The organism is Bdellovibrio bacteriovorus (assembly GCF_002208115.1).
Lineage (GTDB): Bacteria > Bdellovibrionota > Bdellovibrionia > Bdellovibrionales > Bdellovibrionaceae > Bdellovibrio > Bdellovibrio bacteriovorus_C.
The window spans coordinates 1,562,122-1,580,083 of record NZ_CP020946.1; the positions used below are offsets into that span (position 1 = coordinate 1,562,122).

At 50.4% G+C, this 17,962-nt stretch carries 13 protein-coding genes; 9 read left to right on the top strand and 4 right to left on the bottom strand.

Annotated elements, in window-relative coordinates:
• Window positions 1-44: 44 nt before the first annotated feature.
• Window positions 45-836, top strand: a complete 792-nt coding sequence (locus B9G79_RS07485) for an MOSC domain-containing protein (protein WP_088564965.1) — start codon at window positions 45-47, stop codon at window positions 834-836.
• 5 nt (window positions 837-841) lie between these two features.
• Here the strand turns inward: B9G79_RS07485 and B9G79_RS07490 are convergent, their stop codons facing one another.
• Window positions 842-3,388 (bottom strand): hypothetical protein, encoded by a 2,547-nt coding sequence (locus B9G79_RS07490; RefSeq protein ID WP_198298058.1) that lies wholly within the window; start codon window positions 3,386-3,388, stop codon window positions 842-844.
• Window positions 3,389-3,640: 252 nt separating this feature from the next.
• Here B9G79_RS07490 and B9G79_RS07495 point away from each other — a divergent pair, with 252 nt between their 5' ends.
• From B9G79_RS07495 to B9G79_RS07505, 4 genes are all read left to right on the top strand, one after another.
• Window positions 3,641-5,728 carry an AarF/ABC1/UbiB kinase family protein gene (locus tag B9G79_RS07495; protein WP_232469257.1) on the top strand — a complete coding sequence of 696 codons (2,088 nt, stop codon included), beginning with the start codon at window positions 3,641-3,643 and terminating at the stop codon, window positions 5,726-5,728.
• A 109-nt stretch (window positions 5,729-5,837) separates the two neighbouring features.
• Window positions 5,838-7,202: an MFS transporter gene (locus B9G79_RS07500; RefSeq protein ID WP_088566811.1), complete on the top strand. Its 1,365-nt coding sequence runs from the start codon at window positions 5,838-5,840 to the stop codon at window positions 7,200-7,202.
• Between the two features lie 61 nt (window positions 7,203-7,263).
• Complete coding sequence (locus B9G79_RS18325) at window positions 7,264-7,404, top strand: hypothetical protein (protein ID WP_232469258.1); 141 nt, start codon at window positions 7,264-7,266, stop codon at window positions 7,402-7,404.
• A gap of 105 nt (window positions 7,405-7,509) precedes the next feature.
• Entirely contained in the window at window positions 7,510-9,975 is a 2,466-nt protein-coding gene (locus B9G79_RS07505) for a hypothetical protein (RefSeq protein ID WP_232469259.1), read from the top strand.
• Between the two features lie 7 nt (window positions 9,976-9,982).
• On the opposite strand, the gene B9G79_RS07510 is transcribed toward B9G79_RS07505, so the two are convergent.
• A complete protein-coding gene (locus B9G79_RS07510; RefSeq protein WP_232469260.1) occupies window positions 9,983-11,326 on the bottom strand; it encodes an MATE family efflux transporter in 1,344 nt (447 codons plus the stop codon).
• Window positions 11,313-11,873, bottom strand: a complete 561-nt coding sequence (locus tag B9G79_RS07515) for a NifU family protein (RefSeq protein ID WP_088564967.1) — start codon at window positions 11,871-11,873, stop codon at window positions 11,313-11,315. The genes B9G79_RS07510 and B9G79_RS07515 overlap by 14 nt, the downstream gene beginning before the upstream one ends.
• A 260-nt stretch (window positions 11,874-12,133) precedes the next feature.
• Here B9G79_RS07515 and B9G79_RS07520 point away from each other — a divergent pair, with 260 nt between their 5' ends.
• The 4 genes from B9G79_RS07520 to B9G79_RS07535 are packed head-to-tail and all read left to right on the top strand — an operon-like array spanning window position 12,134 to window position 15,870.
• A complete protein-coding gene (locus B9G79_RS07520; RefSeq protein ID WP_088564968.1) occupies window positions 12,134-13,057 on the top strand; it encodes a class I fructose-bisphosphate aldolase in 924 nt (307 codons plus the stop codon).
• Complete coding sequence (gene lysS, locus B9G79_RS07525; protein ID WP_088564969.1) at window positions 13,054-14,532, top strand: lysine--tRNA ligase; 1,479 nt, start codon at window positions 13,054-13,056, stop codon at window positions 14,530-14,532. Before B9G79_RS07520 ends, lysS begins: the two co-directional genes overlap by 4 nt.
• A 49-nt stretch (window positions 14,533-14,581) precedes the next feature.
• Entirely contained in the window at window positions 14,582-15,427 is an 846-nt protein-coding gene (locus B9G79_RS07530; RefSeq protein ID WP_088564970.1) for a sulfurtransferase, read from the top strand.
• The gene (locus B9G79_RS07535) at window positions 15,418-15,870 is read left to right on the top strand and encodes a YiiD C-terminal domain-containing protein (protein ID WP_088564971.1); all 453 of its coding nucleotides are present in this window, start codon (window positions 15,418-15,420) and stop codon (window positions 15,868-15,870) included. Before B9G79_RS07530 ends, B9G79_RS07535 begins: the two co-directional genes overlap by 10 nt.
• Here the strand turns inward: B9G79_RS07535 and B9G79_RS07540 are convergent.
• Window positions 15,804-17,945: an ATP-binding protein gene (locus tag B9G79_RS07540; protein ID WP_088564972.1), complete on the bottom strand. Its 2,142-nt coding sequence runs from the start codon at window positions 17,943-17,945 to the stop codon at window positions 15,804-15,806. The two genes, B9G79_RS07535 and B9G79_RS07540, sit on opposite strands and share 67 nt — an antisense overlap.
• Between the last annotated feature and the right edge of the window lie 17 nt (window positions 17,946-17,962).

Below are 17,962 nucleotides of genomic sequence, written 5' to 3' on the forward strand. Positions count from 1 at the left end.
AGTCATGGCTTGCAATAAGGACGGCAAAAGGAAAGCATATTGCCATGAAGATTGAACAGCTTTGCATCTATCCCCTGAAGTCCGCGCGTGCGCAAAAGATCAACCAGATGACCATGACTCATGAAGGTCCGGTCGGGGATCGTCAGTGGATGCTGATTGATGAAAACGGCAAATTTATTTCTCAGCGAACGTTGCCAAAGCTTGCCACAGTGGAAGTGTTTTATGAAGACACAGCCTTGACTGTTGGTTTTCAGAAAATGTTCTTTAAAATCTCCACCAATAATTCATTCAAACGTCAGGTGAAGGTTCAGGTTTGGAATGACACCTTTGATGCGGCTTTGGAGCCCGACCTGTATTCCCAGGCGCTGTCCCAGTATCTGGGGGTGAACTGCCGCTTGGTGCGCTATGCGCCCTATTCCCAGCGCCGTGTGCTTTCCACAGACAAAACGTGGAAGCCGGAAGTGCGTTTTGCAGACGGACGCCCAGTGCAACTGATCAACACGAAAAGTCTGGAAGAGCTGAACTCGCGATTGGCAGAACCAGTCGGCGTGGACCGCTTCCGTGGTAACATCATCTATTCCGGACAAGTGCCATTTGAAGAAGACAAATGGAAAAAGATCCGCGTGGGTGAAGTGGTCTTTTCCCAACCCAAGCGCTGTTCCCGCTGTACGATCACCACCATTGATCAGGCCACGGGTGTGGCCATGGGCCCTGACCCGCTGAAGACTTTGGCGGGCTATCGTCGCGAGGGAAGCTCTGTCTTTTTCGGCACACTGTGGATCCCGGAAAACACCGGGGTGATCAAGCTGGGTGACGCTTTGGAAGTGCTTGAATAGTCGCTTTAGAACAGTTCTCCGGACATGTTCAGACGATAGGCCGTGCCGTCGAATATTTTGAAAGAGTTATCGTTAGAGTCCCAAAGAACGTCGTCAAGACTGCGGTACTGACTCATGGGGAAGTTCAGGGTTTGGACGCTGTTGTTACCAAAGCTTTGGTTTTCGGAACCGTCACCTTTCCATGATTTCATGACGAGGTTCTGACTGTAATCAAGACCGAAAACATAAAGGTTTCCCTGGGAGTCAATGCTTAAGGCATCTCCACCCCAGATATTTGTATCGATCCAGAAGTCCGTGGTGGTGCTGATATATCCATTTCCAGAACCGAATGAAGTATCCAGCGTTCCATCGGGTTTATAACAATTGATGAAGATCATTCCATCCCACGATGGCATTTCATAGCCGTCAAAGACTGTATAAAGCCGGCCGTCAGGCGCAAACTCAAGGCCCATAGTGGCGTGATCAGAGTCGGTGTCCATGCGCAGTTCCACATAGCCGTCTCCACTGAAGCTGGAATCGACATAGCCATCCTCAGCAATCATCAGCAGGAACTGGGCTGCATTCATGGAGCCATCATAGGAAAGACCTGCTATCACCGTGCGGCCATCGGCCGCCTGCTTCATCGTTATCAGATCATAAACATCGCCCGGAGGGATTGTGATCACATTCAAACCTGTGCCTCCGAATCCCAAGTCCCGCGTCCCATCCGCCAGAATTTTTGCAGTGATAATGTTGTCACCGTTGTTGAGGATTCCCACGGACTCGCCATTGTCGTGAAATGCACAGAACCAGGGATAGGCATTGCTGCCGTTATTAATTGTTTCAGTGTAAATTCCATTGACCCCGAAACTTAAGTCCCGGCTGCCATCGGGATGGAACTTTGCGACTGAAAACTTTGTTCCCGTGGACTCGCCACACACCATGATACTGCCGTCGGCCAAGTGTTTCAGGGTGAGTATTTTTTCATAATCGTTCTCAAAAACATCACGAATATAGCCGTCGTCACCAAATTGAGTCTGAATGACGCCGGATTTGTCTGTCTTCACAATGAAGACTTTTGCGGATCGGGCCTCGAATCTTCCGGCATACAAAAAGGTGTTGTTGTCCAATTTGTATTGTATATCGGGCTGGCCATTGTCGGTGGCGGCGGCAAAGATGGATTCGTGTTTTCCCGCGCTGGCAAAGCCAGGATCCGGACTCATCGCCGTATTAAACTTTCTGATCAAGGCTGAATAGTAAAGCGGTTCTAGAGTGGTGCCCTGGCCCGCGGCGACGATGTCGCCATTCGCTACAAAACGCAGCAGGCGAAAGCTGTCGCTGCCGTTATAGGTGATCGTGCCACCCGTACCATGAGAGGCATCCAGCGTCCCGTTATAGTTGTACTGGGAAAGAAGAACTTTGCTGAACGTTCTTAAATTATCATAGGGAAAGGACAGTCTTTGGGTTTCGGTATAGGCGATCTGAATGTCGTTGTTTGAACTTCCGTCAAGAACACCTCTGACATCAAGCACGCCATAACTTAATGTGGCGTGAGTGAACATCAGTGTTCCGGTGGAATTGAAGCCGGTGTCAGGGGTTCCGTTGAGGTTGCAGACAACAATCAATCCCTGGTCTCGTTGATTTGATCCGCCCGCCGTGGCCGTGTTGCCGAAGATAACAAGGCGATCATTGTTTAATTTTTTTAAGCCGATCCAGCGAACCGTGTCGACAGCCGCCGTTGACGGGTAGGCGGTCGTAAAGCCGCCATCTTCAACACCGCTGATATTGAACTTTCGCAGTTTCACTCGGTCTGCGGTTGGCACGTGGTTCAGCAGATAGATTTCGCTGTCCGAAACATATAATATATCCTGCGGGTTTTCAGCACCGGCCGCGTTCGAGAAGACCTGAATGCCTCCCGTGCCGTGGTTGGTATCAAGAGTTCCGTCAGTGTTTATCAGAAAAGTTGTGGCTTTGTATTGGGTGTCCATGCGATAGGAAGCAACCAGAATCTTTCCAGAGTCCGTGATCGCCATCTTCCGGCCATAAACGGCGTTACCAGTTTCTGTGCGATTGTATACGCCCTCGGTTCCAAAACCTGTATCGATGTGTCCTGTTGTTGAAAGCTTCAGAACGTTGAATCCATTTTGAGTGGGATTTGAAAATAGGATGAATGTGCCGTCATCTGAAGTTTTCATGTCGACGATGCCGGAAAGCGTGCTGCTGGGAAGGTCAACATAGCCATCTTGCCCGTAGGTCAGATCCAGCGAACCGTCTGTATTTAATCGAAAAAGAAGGGGCTTGGTATAGTCGTAGAAATTTGAATGATAAAATTGTCCCACAATGATTTTACCGTCTGATTGAGTGTTCAGCAGGCGGGGATTCATGTTCACTTTGTTGGACCCGTTGATTTTCAGAATACCAGACACCCCAAATTCATGCAGTGCGACCGAGGGCGCAGATTCTGTTTTCATCGTCAGATTCAGAATGTCGGCTTCCAAAGTGCAACCCGTGAAGGCCACAGCAAAGTACAAGTGACCCACGATGGAAAGGGCTCTTTGAGTAAGAAATCTCATAAAACGCGCAGAATTACTCATGTAATATTAATCGGTTTAAGCAGAGGTAACCTCAAGAAGCGTTTACCTTTAGAAAGTGGATAAGCTGTTTATTACAGCAACTTAAGAGCGACATCTCATTTTGATACAAGAGAACTGACACTTCTGGCGCGCTGACAATTCCTTAACCATACCAGATCCCATAAAAGCACAAGCCCGGTGGGTCCAAACTGTGCAGCTAGATACCTGAATTATTTAATTTAAGGGTGTATCATGTTGAGACAGTTGCGGTTCTTGATATTATTCATACTGATCCTCGGTCGCTTTGCCTGGGCGGTGACGCCAGAAAAAGTGGGCCTTCATCTTTCTTTCGAAGAAAGACTGGCGCTGACCTATGCCCTGATGGCGCAGGGTGAAACCGCTGAAAATAAAGAGCAAATTCTTGAAAGAGCCAAAAACTATTTCTCGGCTGTTTATCAAGCTGAAGTCGAGACTGTCAAAGTCCGCAACTTTGATGAGTTTTTAAAACTTCACAAAGGTGAGTGGCCGAACACTCACAGCGTGGCTTTGGATCTGGAAATGATCGAAGCCCGTGGGGCGAAACCCATGCGCACATACACTTCCGACAGCGCGCGCGTTCAGAAGCAGATTGAAAACTATTTGGAATGGCAGCAGCAAAAACTGAAAGACATGGTTCCGCAGGATCAGCTTGAGCAAAAGATGCCTATGGAAGCCCTTGCGGCTCAGGTGATGGCTTTGGCGCAAAACCCGGACGGCCAGAAGCTGGCTGAAGGCTGGGTCCTGGCTGAAAGTGATGCTCTGTTAACTGAAAAGATGAAAGAACTGGATCGTGTGGGTGAAAAGATCGCGGAATCCAAGCTGGGTCAACAGCAGGATGCGACGATGAAGATCTTCCTGCAGACCATGTTCAGTGAATACTTCCGTCGTTTAAGCCCGGCTTCGAAAAAACTGATTGTGTCTTCTTACCTGGGCAGTGATCTGAATATGCCGGAGATGAAAAAGTTTGAACTGATGGTTCAAAACAGCGGACCGCAACTGCAAAAGTTGCTTCAAGTGGTGGCTCGGCAGGCGGATCTGGGACCTGATATGGTTGAGGTCTTCCGGGGTCTTGAGAATTCTGTGCGCCCGGTGCCTTGGTCGCAAGTGGAAAAGCTTTTGAGCTCTGAAAATGGCAACTATAAGTTCACCTATTTTGAAAGAAAAGCACTGGGTGTGGGAACGATGGCTCAGGTTCACCGCGCGAAAGTCGTCATCGATGGCGAGCGCCGTGATGTGGTTGTGCGTTTCATCAAACCGGGTATTGCCGACAGAGTTGAAGAAGACAAGCGCATTCTGATGGATGTGGCTGAAATTCTGGATTCAAACCCCGAGTTCCGTAAAACCGGGGCTCCGAAACTGACTCCGGTGGTTCAGGATATTACGGACACCGTTTTGGCAGAACTCAGTCAGGAAGACACGATTGCCCGTCAGAAGCTGGCGGCGACTCGCTATGAAAAAATGGCTTTCATGAATACGCCGGATTATAAGAACGACATCCAGTTCCATGTCCCGAAGATCTACGACGGCAAAAAAGGCTCCAAATTCATGGTGCAGGAGCTTGTTATCGGGAAAAAACTGGATAAAGAAGTGGCCCTGTACAAAGAGATTGCTCCGGAAATGAAACGCGTGATCATTGAGCAAATGGCCCGCGTCTGGGCCCAGGAAGTGATGTTTGGTGGCGGGTTCTACCATTCCGATCTGCACCAGGGGAACTTCATGATCCAGGTCACCGAGCCAAAAATTATTGTGAACATTCTGGATTATGGAATGGGTGGGGTGATCACTCGTGACATGCAGACCCAAGTCATGTTGTTGGGGGCAGGTACGGAGCTGTTGAATTCTGAAATCATGGCGCGGGCCTTCTGGAATATCGCTGACAAACAAAAAAGCACGATCACTCAAAGTCGTCTGCAGTTTATGATCGAGGCAAAAATGCATAATATCCGTCACGGCTATGAGCAGCCTTTGACGATGGAAATGTGGACGGCCTGGGTTATGGATCTGGGACTTCGTCTGCCTTATGAGTTTGTCAGTTTGAATCGAGGTATCGTGATCGTGAATAAGCTGCTGGCCGATGCCGGCAGTAAAATGTCCATCAGCTCATTGATGAAAAGTATGGCCGTTAAAAACCCGGCCCGCGTTTACAAGGCTTTGGCGATTGAGGGCAAGATCTCTCACAAAGAATTGGTGAAGCTTGGGTGGATTGAAATGAAAGACATGCTGGGCTTGTCTCCGAAGGTCCTTCCTGCAAAAGTGGCGACTCCGGCAGCGGTTGTTCGTTGTGAAATGGTGTTCAACTAGGGACTGCGCAGCGACAGTCCCTTAATTAATACTTTGAAATCGTCATTGAATTTGTTTGTTGTTGTTCCTGGCTCCTGATCAAAATGAGGAAAATCAGGAGGGAACGTTCATGGCCATATCTACTGTCAAAGATGCGGGCAAAGCCGTCTTGGATAAAAGCAAAATTTGGAAAGTCATCGGGGCCTCCAGCGCCGGAACCCTGATTGAGTGGTATGACTTTTACATCTTTGGCAGTCTTGCCACTATTATCTCCGCTCAATTTTTCCCTAAAGGTCATGAAACTGTGGCATTGCTTAGTACGCTGGCCACTTTCGCCACTGGCTTTATTGTTCGTCCTTTCGGCGCGCTCGTGTTTGGCCGCGTGGGCGATGTGGTGGGGCGTAAGTATGCCTTCATGGTCACCCTGCTGATCATGGGCCTTGCGACCACCGCCATTGGTTTATTGCCAGGGTATGAAACGATTGGGATTCTTGCGCCGATCCTGCTTTTGGTACTGCGTCTGTTGCAAGGTCTGGCTCTTGGAGGAGAATACGGAGGTGCCGCCACCTACGTTGCCGAACACAGTCCGGATGGCAAGCGCGGATTTTATACCTCGTTCATTCAAACCACGGCCACTTTGGGGCTCTTTGTTTCATTGGGCGTGATTCTGGTAACCCGTTTGACGATGGGTGAAGACGCCTTTAAGGACTGGGGCTGGCGGATTCCGTTTCTGCTGTCGGTGGTTCTGGTGTTGGTGTCTTATCTGATTCGCCGAAAGATGCAGGAATCACCGGTCTTTATTCAGATGAAGGCCGAGGGGAAGTCCTCGAAAAGTCCGCTGCGTGACAGTTTCCTGCATCCTGAAAATCGCCGCCTGGTGATTCTGGCATTGTTGGGTGCGACGGCTGGGCAGGGGGTGGTGTGGTACACCGGGCAGTTCTATGCACTTTACTATTTGCAGACGGTTTTAAAGGTGGACTTTGTGGTGGCCAATCAGATCATCGCGGTGGCATTGCTGTTTGCAACTCCCTTCTTTGTGGTGTTCGGTGGCCTTTCTGACAAGATCGGACGCAAGAATATTATGATGGCGGGGTGTTTGATCGCGGCCCTCACTTACTATCCGATCTATCAGGCGATGGAGTATTATTCTGGATGGAATCCTGCAGAGCCTTTGGCGACGGCGGTGAATCCCAATGTCGTGATGCTGACCTTGTTGGTGTTCATTCAAGTGATCTATGTGACGATGGTGTACGGGCCGATTGCCGCCTTTCTGGTCGAGCTATTCCCGACACAAATTCGCTATACTTCGATGTCTCTTCCATATCATATCGGGAACGGTGTGTTCGGGGGGCTTGTTCCTTTCATCGGCACGGCGATTGTGGCGGCCACTGGGAACCACTTTGCCGGTTTGATATATCCTATCGCAATCGCCTTGATGACATTTGGTATTGGGATGATCTTTATCAAAGAAGACCGGAACGTTCGTTGGCATTAGCTGGACGCAGTTTCTCAATTTGATACTCAGGTCGCTTTCCACAATCTCCGATAAGATAAACATGCACGTTGGTAGGTGGGAAGTGGCCGAAATTCAAAAGAAAATCAAAGCAGCAGCAAGTCTGTTGCTTTTTTCTATTTTGGTTTTGGGTTGTACCGAGCGCACCCTTGAAATGGACTTTTTAAATAAGGCAGATGTGTAATAAGAGACAGGTATTACTTGTGACCGATCCATTGAAAAGATCGAAGCTGAAAACCCACAAACCAAGATTTGGCGTGATGTCACGGAACTTGCTACAGATGCTCAGGTGGACTGTGCCGACACGGGGAAAGCCACCTTCAAATTGCCGTTGGAGCATATCTTCCCTTATGAAGCCCCCACAGTTGCCGGGAATGTTGGTCACGACTTCCAGATCCGCTGGTATGTGAAAAGTCTTGAAGGGGAAACGTTTGTTTTCAACAAAACCCTTTCATTGGTGATTTTTGCTCCGAATGTCAGTTTGACCGCGGAAAGTATCAACACCCTGAAGTTAGGTCATCAAAGCTACGAAATCAACGGCACCTGCCAAATCGAAGGTGGGGTGGTGAATCTGACCGGTCCCTTTGATGGAGGACCTCAAAGTGCCAATTGTTCGGGCGGCGTCTTTTCAGCGGCAGTGACCTTGAAAAGCAACTTGGGTGATGGCGTAACCAGTATTTCAGTCAATCACATGGCCACCGGCGCTTACCGGGTTTTTGGTTTTGAGCAGAAAGAAGTTTTGGTTGATTTGACGGCTCCTGAGGTGGTGATCACATCGCCAACGGGCAATACAAAATTCACCCAGTCCTCGGTCAACGCTGATGGAACGATTACTGTTCGCGGCACTTGTTCTGAAGATTTAATTCCCGTAAAAGTGAACATTGGTGCTGTTGTTCGTGAAGTGACCTGTTCGGCCGTGCGCACTTTTGTTGCCGACGTGGCCGTCAGTAATGGCATGCCAGCAGTCCACGCTATGCAGACGGATGCGGCTGGTAATGCGGGGGATGCTGTTGGTGTAAATATCATTGTGGATCTTGAGGGGCCTGGGGCCTTTACGATCACCGGGGTTCGCACGATGGCCGGTGCAGACGTGACGGCAGATGGATTCCTTCGTGACAAAGGACCGGTGATTGATTTCACGATGCCGTCGGACCTTGATCATGTCGAAGCTTTTATCAAAGACAGTGCGGGCGCCACGACGATTTGTCAGGCCAGTATTGCCGCCTCTGCGGTGGATCTTTCTTCTTGTGTGCTGGCTCAAGGCACAGTCTATTCCATTTATATTCTAGCCGTCGACGTAAATGGCAATAAAACTGCGGCTTCGAATAATGGCTTTATATTCACAACACAGTTCCCGGTTCCGCAAATCACGCGGGTTTATGCTGCCGTCCCGGGGGCGCATTTCGGGAACGGTACAACTGTCAGTATTCGCGTCGAGTATGACCGTGAATTGAAGGTGGTTGGTGGAGTCATGCCCAGCATGGTTCTAAATACCGGCGTCCTCGTGACAGCGGCGTCGCTGCAGGCGGACCTGCGAACACTGCAGTTCAACTATGTGGTGTTCGCGGGGAACTATGCATTCCCTCTGGGAGTCACTTCAACGTCCTTCAGTGGCTGTGCGGGCTGTCTGGTGGACAAGGCCAATGATGTTGTTCAGGCATCAATGGTATTGCCCGCGGATGTTGGAGCAAACGGGCTTCAAGCATCCAATGTAAAAGTAGATGCGATGGCGCCAAACACCCCGCCGTCGTTTAATCTGGGGGCGGTTTTGCCTCTGTACACGGAAGCACCCGTTGTGAATTTCACGTTACCTTCAGATCCAGATGTGTTGACAGCGGAGCTTCGCCTGCTGCAGCAGTCCAATGGCGCCATCCTTCGTGACTGGACTGAGGTTGCTAGTCCGGTCAAATTCTCTTCTCTGTCGACGACTCTGCAGCCGGGTTTGACTTATTCGCTGAGCCTGCGCCTGAAAGACCCGATGGGGAATTATAGCAGCACTTTGACAAATAACTTTGTCGCGTTTTCGTGTCCTGCGGAATTTATCTATGTCCATAATGCGAGCATCGTCGCAAATCCGTTCTGTATAGGTCAGTATGAAGCCAAGAACGATGGCTCGCCACGCCCGCGCTTTATCGCGGATTTTGTGCCCGAAAGTTTAAGCAATATGGGGGCGGTGTCGCGATGTACTTCTTTGGGGGCAGGTTATGATCTGGTCACCAATAGTGAATGGCGGGCTGTGGCGGACCTCATTGCGAAACAGGCCGGAAACTGGGCCAGCGGTGTTTATGGGTCAGGTCTTTTGCATCGCGGGAACAATCAATCCGGTTCTCCAGTGTCTGCCACGGGCGGGGATGTTTGTGCGCCGAATTCGGCTCTTTGTACCAGCAATGCTTTAAGAAGAACGCACTCGCTGCCGTATGGTCAGATCATCTGGGACTTTGCTGGCAATGCTACGGAGGCAATCAAAGACACCAATAGTGTTATTTATAATCCGGCCTATGTGTATCCGGCGCAGAACACCGGCGATGCTTTGAATCTGGCATTTGGTACAACGGCCGTGACCTGCAGTGGTGCGGGTGGACCTGAGTACTGTGGTTTTGGTAAAATCGACTTCAGCAATTCAGCCGTGACAGGTGTTTGGCGCGGAGGCGGAACTGGAGATGGCAATTCCGCCGGGGTCTTTAGTGCCAAACGTGCTGCTGATGTGACATCGGTCCTGACCAACAGCGGATATCGCTGCGTTTATCATCCGTAATTGAATTCTAACTCTTCAAAAAGCGCTTGCTTAGGATGTGGAATCTCCATGTCAGAAGAACTGAGGCAAAGATCAATCCCACCAGCAGACCGATCCAGATTCCCACCGGACCCACGCCCAAGTGGAAGGCCAGCAGGTATCCACCCGGAAGCCCCATCACCCAGTATGCAAAGAAAGCGATGATGCTGGGCCATTGCGTGTCGCTCATGCCGCGCAAAGCGCCAATCGCCACGGCCTGAATGCCGTCAAAGATCTCAAAGATCGCAACGACGACAAAGAACTTCGCCGCCCACGCGATCACATCCTGATCGGTCACATAGAACGTCGGGAACCATTCGCGCAGGAAGAAGAATCCAAGTGCACACAAGCTCATGTAAGCCGCCCCCAGCTTGATCGCGGTGAATCCCGCAAATCTTGCCAGGGAATAATCCCCACGGCCCAGTTCAAAGCCCACGCGGATGCTGGCGGCAATGCCGATCCCCAGGGTGATCAGAAAGCTTGTGCTGGCAAGGCTGATGGTGATTTGGTGCGCTGCCAAGGGGGTTGATCCAAACCAGCCCATCATCACCGCCGCGGCGGAAAAAGCACCCACTTCAAACAAATAAGTGAAGCCGTTGGGAAGTCCCAGGCGGATGATATTTTTCAGCAGGTGGTGATCAAAGCGATGCACCCAGCGCTCGACCAGATATTTTTTAAATTGCGGGTGCAGGTGCACATAAGTGACCATGATCAAAGCCATCAGGCAGCGGGAGATCAGGGTTGCCCACGCGGCACCGTTCAGGCCCAGCTTGGGAAGGCCGTAAAGTCCATGGATCAGCACCCAGTTCCCGGCGATATTCAAGACCACACCAAAGATCATCACATACATGGCCACTTTGGTTTTACCGATGCCATCGGTGAACTGTTTGTAGGACTGGTAAAGCAGGCTCGGCAACACAGACCAGATGGTGATCTCGAAAAAGGCCGCTCCCATTTCCAGAACTTCATGGGTTTGTCCAAAGACCTTCAGGTTCGGAAGAAGGGCGTACAAGAGTCCGATGATGAATGCACTGATGGCCAGGGCGACAACAACACTATGACGAAGCAAAACCCCGCCATAAGGATAATTTTCCTGGCCCTGCATGCGCGCAAAAAGCGCTGTCACCGGAGCCAGCATTCCCAGACCGAAAATCAGAAACACAATAAAGACACTGCCGGCAAATGCCGAAGCCCCCAGGGCCACGGACCCCAGGGCGCCCACCATGATCGTGTCCGCCAAAGTGATCAGGTTCTGACCGACCTGGCCAACGACGATAGGCCCGGAAAGACGGGCCAGCATTTTGCTTTCGTGAATGAATTTAGACTGCGACAACTTCTTTGATCTCCGGGAAAAGTTCCTTCATGCGCACTTCGACTCCTTCTTTAAGGGTCACGCTGGAACTTGGGCAGCCGGAGCAGGCGCCTTTCATGTGAATGTAAAGGATGTTGCCTTCATATTTATGGAATACGATGTCGCCGCCATCCAAAGCCACTACGGGACGGATTTCGCGGTTCAGGACCGATTTGATATTGCGAACCATCGGGCTGTCGTTTTCATCATTTTCGTCGGCTTCAACGAAAGTAACCACCACAGGTTCATCGCGATCCAGGTGTTCCTGAATCAGGCCGCTCAGGGGGTGAGCCAAAAGTTCCCAGTCCACCCAGTCCTGCTTGGTCACGGTGATGAAGTCCGGGCCCACGTATACGGAGCTGGTCCATGGGAAGCCGAAGATTTTGGCAGCCAATGGCGAACGTTCCGCCTCCTGAACGGTCGGGCAGTCAAAGCCCTGATCCGTGACCTTTTTGTGAAGCAAAAACTTCATCGTGGCAGGATTAGGGGTTGGTTCGAAGCTGACAGGCATTTTTTCACTCGTATTCATACAGACCTCATAGGGACAACGAACATTATACCACAGCATGTTTTCTGCCAAGCGTGTTAATCGCAGAGACGCGCTTGATTAAACTTGAAAAACTTCATAAATTTACCCCGGCCTAGGGTGTGCCTGAAAACCTCCATTGCTGCGTTGCTCGTCGTCGGCGTACAAAGAGTACGCCTTCCTCCTCGCGCCTTGCACTGGAGGCTTTCAGACACACCTTAATAATATGAATGTAAGTTTTCTTTAGGTTATAGGAGATCTAGATGACGCCGAGAGTTAGAGAGATTTTGAGCTGGTACGGAGCTGATAATCCAGGGGTATTAACGAACCTGGCTCGCATGTTGAACCACGGTAAGTTGGCTGGCACCGGTAAGTTGGTGATTTTGCCAGTGGATCAGGGCTTCGAACATGGACCTGCTCGCTCTTTCGCGAAAAATCCAGATGGCTATGACCCTGCTTACCACGTAGAGCTGGCTATTGAATCCGGTTGCAGCGCTTACGCAGCTCCACTGGGTGCTATCGAAGCTATCGCCCGTGACTATGCTGGTGAAATCCCGTTGATCCTGAAAATCAACAACTCTGATTCTCTTTATGCCAACAAGGCCCCGATCTCTGCGATGACGTCTTACATCGACGACGCTTTGAGACTGGGTTGCGTGGGTATCGGTTTCACGATCTATCCGGGTTCTGCAGAACGCAAAAACCAATACGAAGAAATCGCTCAGGCGGCACGCGCAGCTAAAGAAGCCGGTCTTGCGGTGATCATCTGGTCTTACCCTCGTGGTGAGCAGCTTTCCAAAGAAGGCGAAACTGGCATCGACGTGATCGCATACGCGGCTCACATCGCGGCTCAGTTGGGCGCTCACATCATCAAAGTGAAACCTTCCTCTGCGCACCTTGAGCAGGCCGCGGCGAAAAAAGTTTACGAAGAACAGGGCATCAAAGTGTCCTCTCAAGTGGACCGCACTCGTCACATCGTTCAGTCCTGCTTCAATGGCAAACGCATCGTGATCTTCTCTGGTGGTGAAGCCAAAGGCACTGACGACTTGTTGAAAGAAGTCAGCGAACTGGCACAAGGTGGCGCCTTCGGTTCCATCATGGGCCGCAATGCCTTCCAGCGTCCGAAAAAAGAAGCTCTGGAACTTTTGCACAAAGTAATGGAAGCCTTCGCAGGTAAAAAACTATGAGCATCAACGAAAATCCGCTAAGAGCCGAGAAGCGCAAAAAACTTCATGCGCTTCGTGAAAAAGGCATCAACCCGTATCCGTACGTCTTTGAAAACAAGGCGAAGATCTCTGAAGTGACTGCGGAACACGCGGCCACTTTGCAGGCGGGAGAAAAGAAACCTGAATTCTCTTATCGTATTGCCGGCCGTCTGATGACCCTGCGTATGATGGGGAAAGCGTCTTTCTTCAATCTTCAGGACCAGACCGGTTCCGTTCAGGTCTATGTAAAAACTGAAGAGCTTTCTGAACAGGACCGCGCGGCTTTCGAGCTGGTGGATCTGGGTGACATCGTCGGTATTGAGGGCTTTGTCTTCAAATCCCAAAAAGGCGAGTTCTCAATTTACGCGAAATCCTTCCAGATTCTGACGAAAACCATCGAGCCTTTGCCAGAGAAATTCCACGGCGTTCAGGACATCGAAATCAAGTATCGTCACAGACACCTGGATTTGATGACCGATGCGGATTCCCGCAAGGTGTTTGAAACACGCTCCAAGATCATCAAAGAGGTTCGTCGCTTCCTTGATGATCGTGGTTTTATGGAAGTGGAAACTCCGACATTGCAGCCGGTTTACGGCGGTGCTGCGGCGACTCCGTTCACCACACACCACAAAGCTTTGGACATGAAGCTTTACATGCGTATTTCGCCAGAGCTTTATCTGAAACGCCTGATCGTGGGTGGTTTCGAAAAAGTTTACGAAATCAGCAAAAACTTCCGTAACGAAGGTATCGACCGCACTCACAACCCGGAATTCGCGTTGCTTGAGTTCTACGAGGCCTACACGGACTATAACTATCAGATGAAGCAGTTCGAAGAGCTGATTTCTTCTTTGGCTTTGAAAATCACCGGCAGCATGAAGGTGACTTATCAGGGTAAAGAGATCGACTTCACTCCTCCGTGGAGACGTCTGACGGTTCATGACGGGGTTAAAGAATACGCTGGCATTGATCCGGACAAGGCAACTGATCAGGAAATCTTCCAGGCCATCCGTAAAAACGGGGGCGATATCGATGAGCCGGGTAAACGCGGCGAAATGATCATGGAATTGTTTGAACTGACAGCTGAACAGCACTTGTGGCAGCCAACCTTCGTGATGGATCACCCGGTGGAGATTTCTCCGCTGACGAAGATTCACCGTCGCGATAACAGACTGGTTGAACGTTTTGAACCGTTCGCCGCCTGCATGGAAATCGGTAATGCTTATTCGGAGCTGAATGATCCGGAAGACCAGTTGGCCCGTTTGAAAGAACAGGAAGCCAACCGTGCGAAGGACGAAGAAGCTCACCCGATGGATGAAGACTTCCTGCTGGCGATCGACGCTGGTATGCCTCCAACAGGGGGCGTGGGAATCGGTATCGAGCGTATCGTGATGTTGCTAACGGATAGACCAAGTATCCGTGACATCATCTTTTTCCCAACAATGCGTATTACAAAATAGTCTGCAAAAAGGGAGCGAAAGCTCCCTTTTGTTTTTTCAGGGGTATGTTATGAAGTTTGTTTTGATTGCAGCATTTGTGGTGCTTTCTGCGTGTCAGATGAAGCCGACGAAGGTGACGGTGCAAGAGCCGGTGATGGGTGAAAATGTCACGGCCGAACAATTGATCAAAGGCAAGACGGTGATCCTGGATGCTCGTCCGGCGTTTGAATTTAATCTGGCGCATGTGCCGGGCTCTATCAATGTTCGTTGGGAGGATTTTTCTCAACAAAATCCCAAGTCCCGTGGATTGTTGCAAAATGACCTTTTTGCGATTGCTCGCAGACTCGCTCTGGTGGGCGTAGATCCGTCGACTCCCGTAGTGGTGTTGGGTAAAGGTGCGCAAGGGGCTGGGGAAGAAGGTCGTGTGGCCTGGACACTGAAAGTCCTGGGGGTGAAAAACGTTTATACTTTGGTTCACACTTCTTATCGAGAAATGAACACCAATCCCAACCGTGAAGCGCCTCCGGTTCAGAACAAGCCTTACTGGAAGCCGGAAGTGGCGGAAAACCTGGATACATCTTTTAAAGTGTTCAAGGCAGACGTCACTCAAAATGAAAAGCCTGTGATCGTACTGGATGTGCGTTCCGGTCAGGAATTCGCATTGCGCAATCTTTCGACGGAAAAATCCGTGAAAGCGCCGGTGGTGAATCTTGAGTGGCGCGAGTTCTTTGACGATAAAGGCCTTCCATCCAAAATAATCGAGCGGGCCCTTTACGAGAAGAACATTTCTAAAGACAGCCGCATTCTGGTTGTCAGCAATCACGGTGTTCGCTCCGGTGCCGTGGTGTATGCTTTGAATTATCTGGGTTATAAAAAAGCCACAAACTTTGCCGGGGGCTATGAACAATGGAAGTAAACCCGCAGGAACTGATTCAGATTCTGAAGGACAAGATCACTCTGTATGAGCATCTTGGCATTGAAGTGAAAGAAATCAGTTCCGCGCGCGTGCACTTTCGTGTGTCGCTGGATAAGAGCAAAAACCACAAGGGCACAGCCTTTGGTGGCAGTTTGTATGCTTCGGCTGTTCTGGCTGCCTATGCACTGGCATTGGCAGGGTTAAAGCAGCGGGGCCTGGACACCGAAAATATCGTTATTGCCAAGGGCGAGATCCAGTATCTGCGCCCGGTGGAAACTGACTTTGATATCGTCAGCGAGTTTCCGTCTGAAGACGACGAAGAAGCGTTCTATCAGGAACTGCTTTCCAAAAAACGCGTTCGCGGAAAAATCCGCTCTCAAATACTGGGTGATGGCGGCTCTTTAAAGGCTTCCTTGGTCGGGGATTTCGTCGTCAAGTTGTGAGCCAGAATTTCTAAAATCTCGGCCTTCTTTACCGGCTTCACGGCGTAGGAATCACAGCCGCTGCTGATGGCTCGTTGCAGGTCTTCCACCACCGCAGTGGCCGTCAGGGCGATGATTGGCGTATGGGGAAGTTTGTTCATTTTTTCATAGTATCTGATCAGTTCGGTGGACTTATACCCGGTCATGATGGGCATTTGCATGTCCATAAAGACCAGATCGTATTTACGCTCTTTGAATTTTTCAAACGCCTCCTGGCCGTTGACGGCTTCGTCGCAGTCAAACGGCAGGCTTTTTAAATAGTGAATCATCAGAACGCGGTTGTCTTCTGAATCATCCACCAGCAGCAGACGGAAGCGTTTGTCGGTGGGAAGCTGGCTCCATACCATGGCGGGCTTGGCCTTTTTCTCGATGTTGCTGCTAAAATCAGGACGGTGTGGCAGTAAAATCCGGAACGTCGTTCCGCGTCCGGCAAGGCTTTTCATCTCCATGGTGCCACCCATGATTTCAACCAGGTTCTTTGAAATCACCAGACCAAGCCCCGTGCCGCCATATTTGCGGGTGATCGTCGGATCACCCTGAAAGAACGGTGAAAACAGTTTGGACTGTTTGTCGCGAGGAATGCCAATGCCGGTGTCCTGCACCTCGATCAGCAATTGTTCGGGGGTTTCCTTGGTCAGATCCACCTTCACTTTGACATGGCCTTCATTGGTGAATTTTAGCGCATTGCCGATCAGATTGAACAGCACCTGTCGCAGGCGGGTCGGGTCCCCCCATTGCAGAGCGGGGACATCCTTGGAAACCTGCAATTCAAAGTGCAGGCCTTGTTCCTCGGCTTTGATTTGCAGGATTTCAAAAACGCTGCGAATGGTGCTGTGAATATTATAGCTGACGTTTTCCACAGTCAGCGCTTTGGCTTCAATCTTTGAAAAATCCAGCAGGTCATTGATCAGGGCTTTCAGGTTTTCCCCTGCATGACTGAATAAGGTCAGATAACGTTCCTGATCTTTGGAAAGTTGGGTTTCGCGCAGCAGTTCCAGCATTCCCAGAACAGAGTTCAAAGGTGTTCGGATTTCATGGCTCATGCGGGCCAGAAATTCGGATTTTGCGCGAGACGCTTCTTCGGCCTGCTCTTTTGCCGCTTTAAGCTGGCCTTCGGTTTCACTCAGCTCCCGGATCTTTCCGGTCAAAGATGTCACGGCAGAGCCCGTAATCAGAGAGCAGAAACACAACGTCAGCAAGGTGGCCGGGGTTTGCACCTCGATAAAGCTGTTGGACCACGGAAGATTGGTCATCTTTGGCAGAATGATTGTCAGGAAGACCACCCAGGTGTTCACGGCCAATGCGGCGTACATTCCGTACCACGCAGCTGAAAGCAGCATCAATATTCCATAGACGTACCAGGTTTGGGGCAGATGAACGGATACAGCCAGCGCCAGCATTCCCGTCAGGACGACTGCAAATAAAACCTTTTCTTTGCGACTCAATGTTTCCCAATGCATTGGCGGAAGAGGTTTGACTGCAAATAGGGACAGATTGTGTTTGCGCAGCCATGGCGAAATAAGAATCAGTGCCGGGATACTTATGAAGATGGCACCCGTGAGATCGCCGACGGTTGTGATCAGGGTGCTCCAACCGAACAGGGTTTTATCCTGAATGCCGGTTAAAACAAACAGGGCTTGAATCGCGATAGAGCAAATCACGGACGGAATCAGCAGACCATATACAAAATAAAGACTGATGTTTTTGGGGCTGGGTTTCCAGGCATGCAGGTCCTTGAAGCGTTCACGAACCAGGAACCACGAGAAAATTACTTCCAGAGTTTCAGGCAGGGCAAACAGGGGATAAAGTGTTGGTCGAGGCACGCCAAACAGCGAAACTGCGACCAGAGCATTCAGGAAAACGGCAGCAAAAACCCGAGGCCCCCACCACAGAGCCATGATCACACCGAAGTTGATCGGGAAATAGATCCAGTAGATCCCCTGGGATATCTTGAAGGTGAGGCTTAAAAATGTGCCTCCAAGTAGGATGAAAAAGGGAAGGACCCAGGTCCACCAGGGAAGTTGCTTTTGGTTCATGCCTCTAGTTTAAGGGC

Excerpts from the sequence above, each read along its gene's own strand:
- B9G79_RS07495 (WP_232469257.1), top strand. The coding sequence starts at position 3,641 with ATGTTGAGACAGTTGCGGTTCTTGATATTATTCATACTGATCCTCGGT.
- B9G79_RS07530 (WP_088564970.1), top strand. The coding sequence starts at position 14,582 with ATGAAGTTTGTTTTGATTGCAGCATTTGTGGTGCTTTCTGCGTGTCAG.
- B9G79_RS07540 (WP_088564972.1), bottom strand. The coding sequence starts at position 17,945 with ATGAACCAAAAGCAACTTCCCTGGTGGACCTGGGTCCTTCCCTTTTTC.
- B9G79_RS07490 (WP_198298058.1), bottom strand. The coding sequence starts at position 3,388 with ATGAGATTTCTTACTCAAAGAGCCCTTTCCATCGTGGGTCACTTGTAC.
- B9G79_RS07535 (WP_088564971.1), top strand. The coding sequence starts at position 15,418 with ATGGAAGTAAACCCGCAGGAACTGATTCAGATTCTGAAGGACAAGATC.
- lysS (WP_088564969.1), top strand. The coding sequence starts at position 13,054 with ATGAGCATCAACGAAAATCCGCTAAGAGCCGAGAAGCGCAAAAAACTT.
- B9G79_RS07515 (WP_088564967.1), bottom strand. The coding sequence starts at position 11,873 with ATGAATACGAGTGAAAAAATGCCTGTCAGCTTCGAACCAACCCCTAAT.
- B9G79_RS18325 (WP_232469258.1), top strand. The coding sequence starts at position 7,264 with ATGCACGTTGGTAGGTGGGAAGTGGCCGAAATTCAAAAGAAAATCAAA.
- B9G79_RS07500 (WP_088566811.1), top strand. The coding sequence starts at position 5,838 with ATGGCCATATCTACTGTCAAAGATGCGGGCAAAGCCGTCTTGGATAAA.
- B9G79_RS07520 (WP_088564968.1), top strand. The coding sequence starts at position 12,134 with ATGACGCCGAGAGTTAGAGAGATTTTGAGCTGGTACGGAGCTGATAAT.
- B9G79_RS07485 (WP_088564965.1), top strand. The coding sequence starts at position 45 with ATGAAGATTGAACAGCTTTGCATCTATCCCCTGAAGTCCGCGCGTGCG.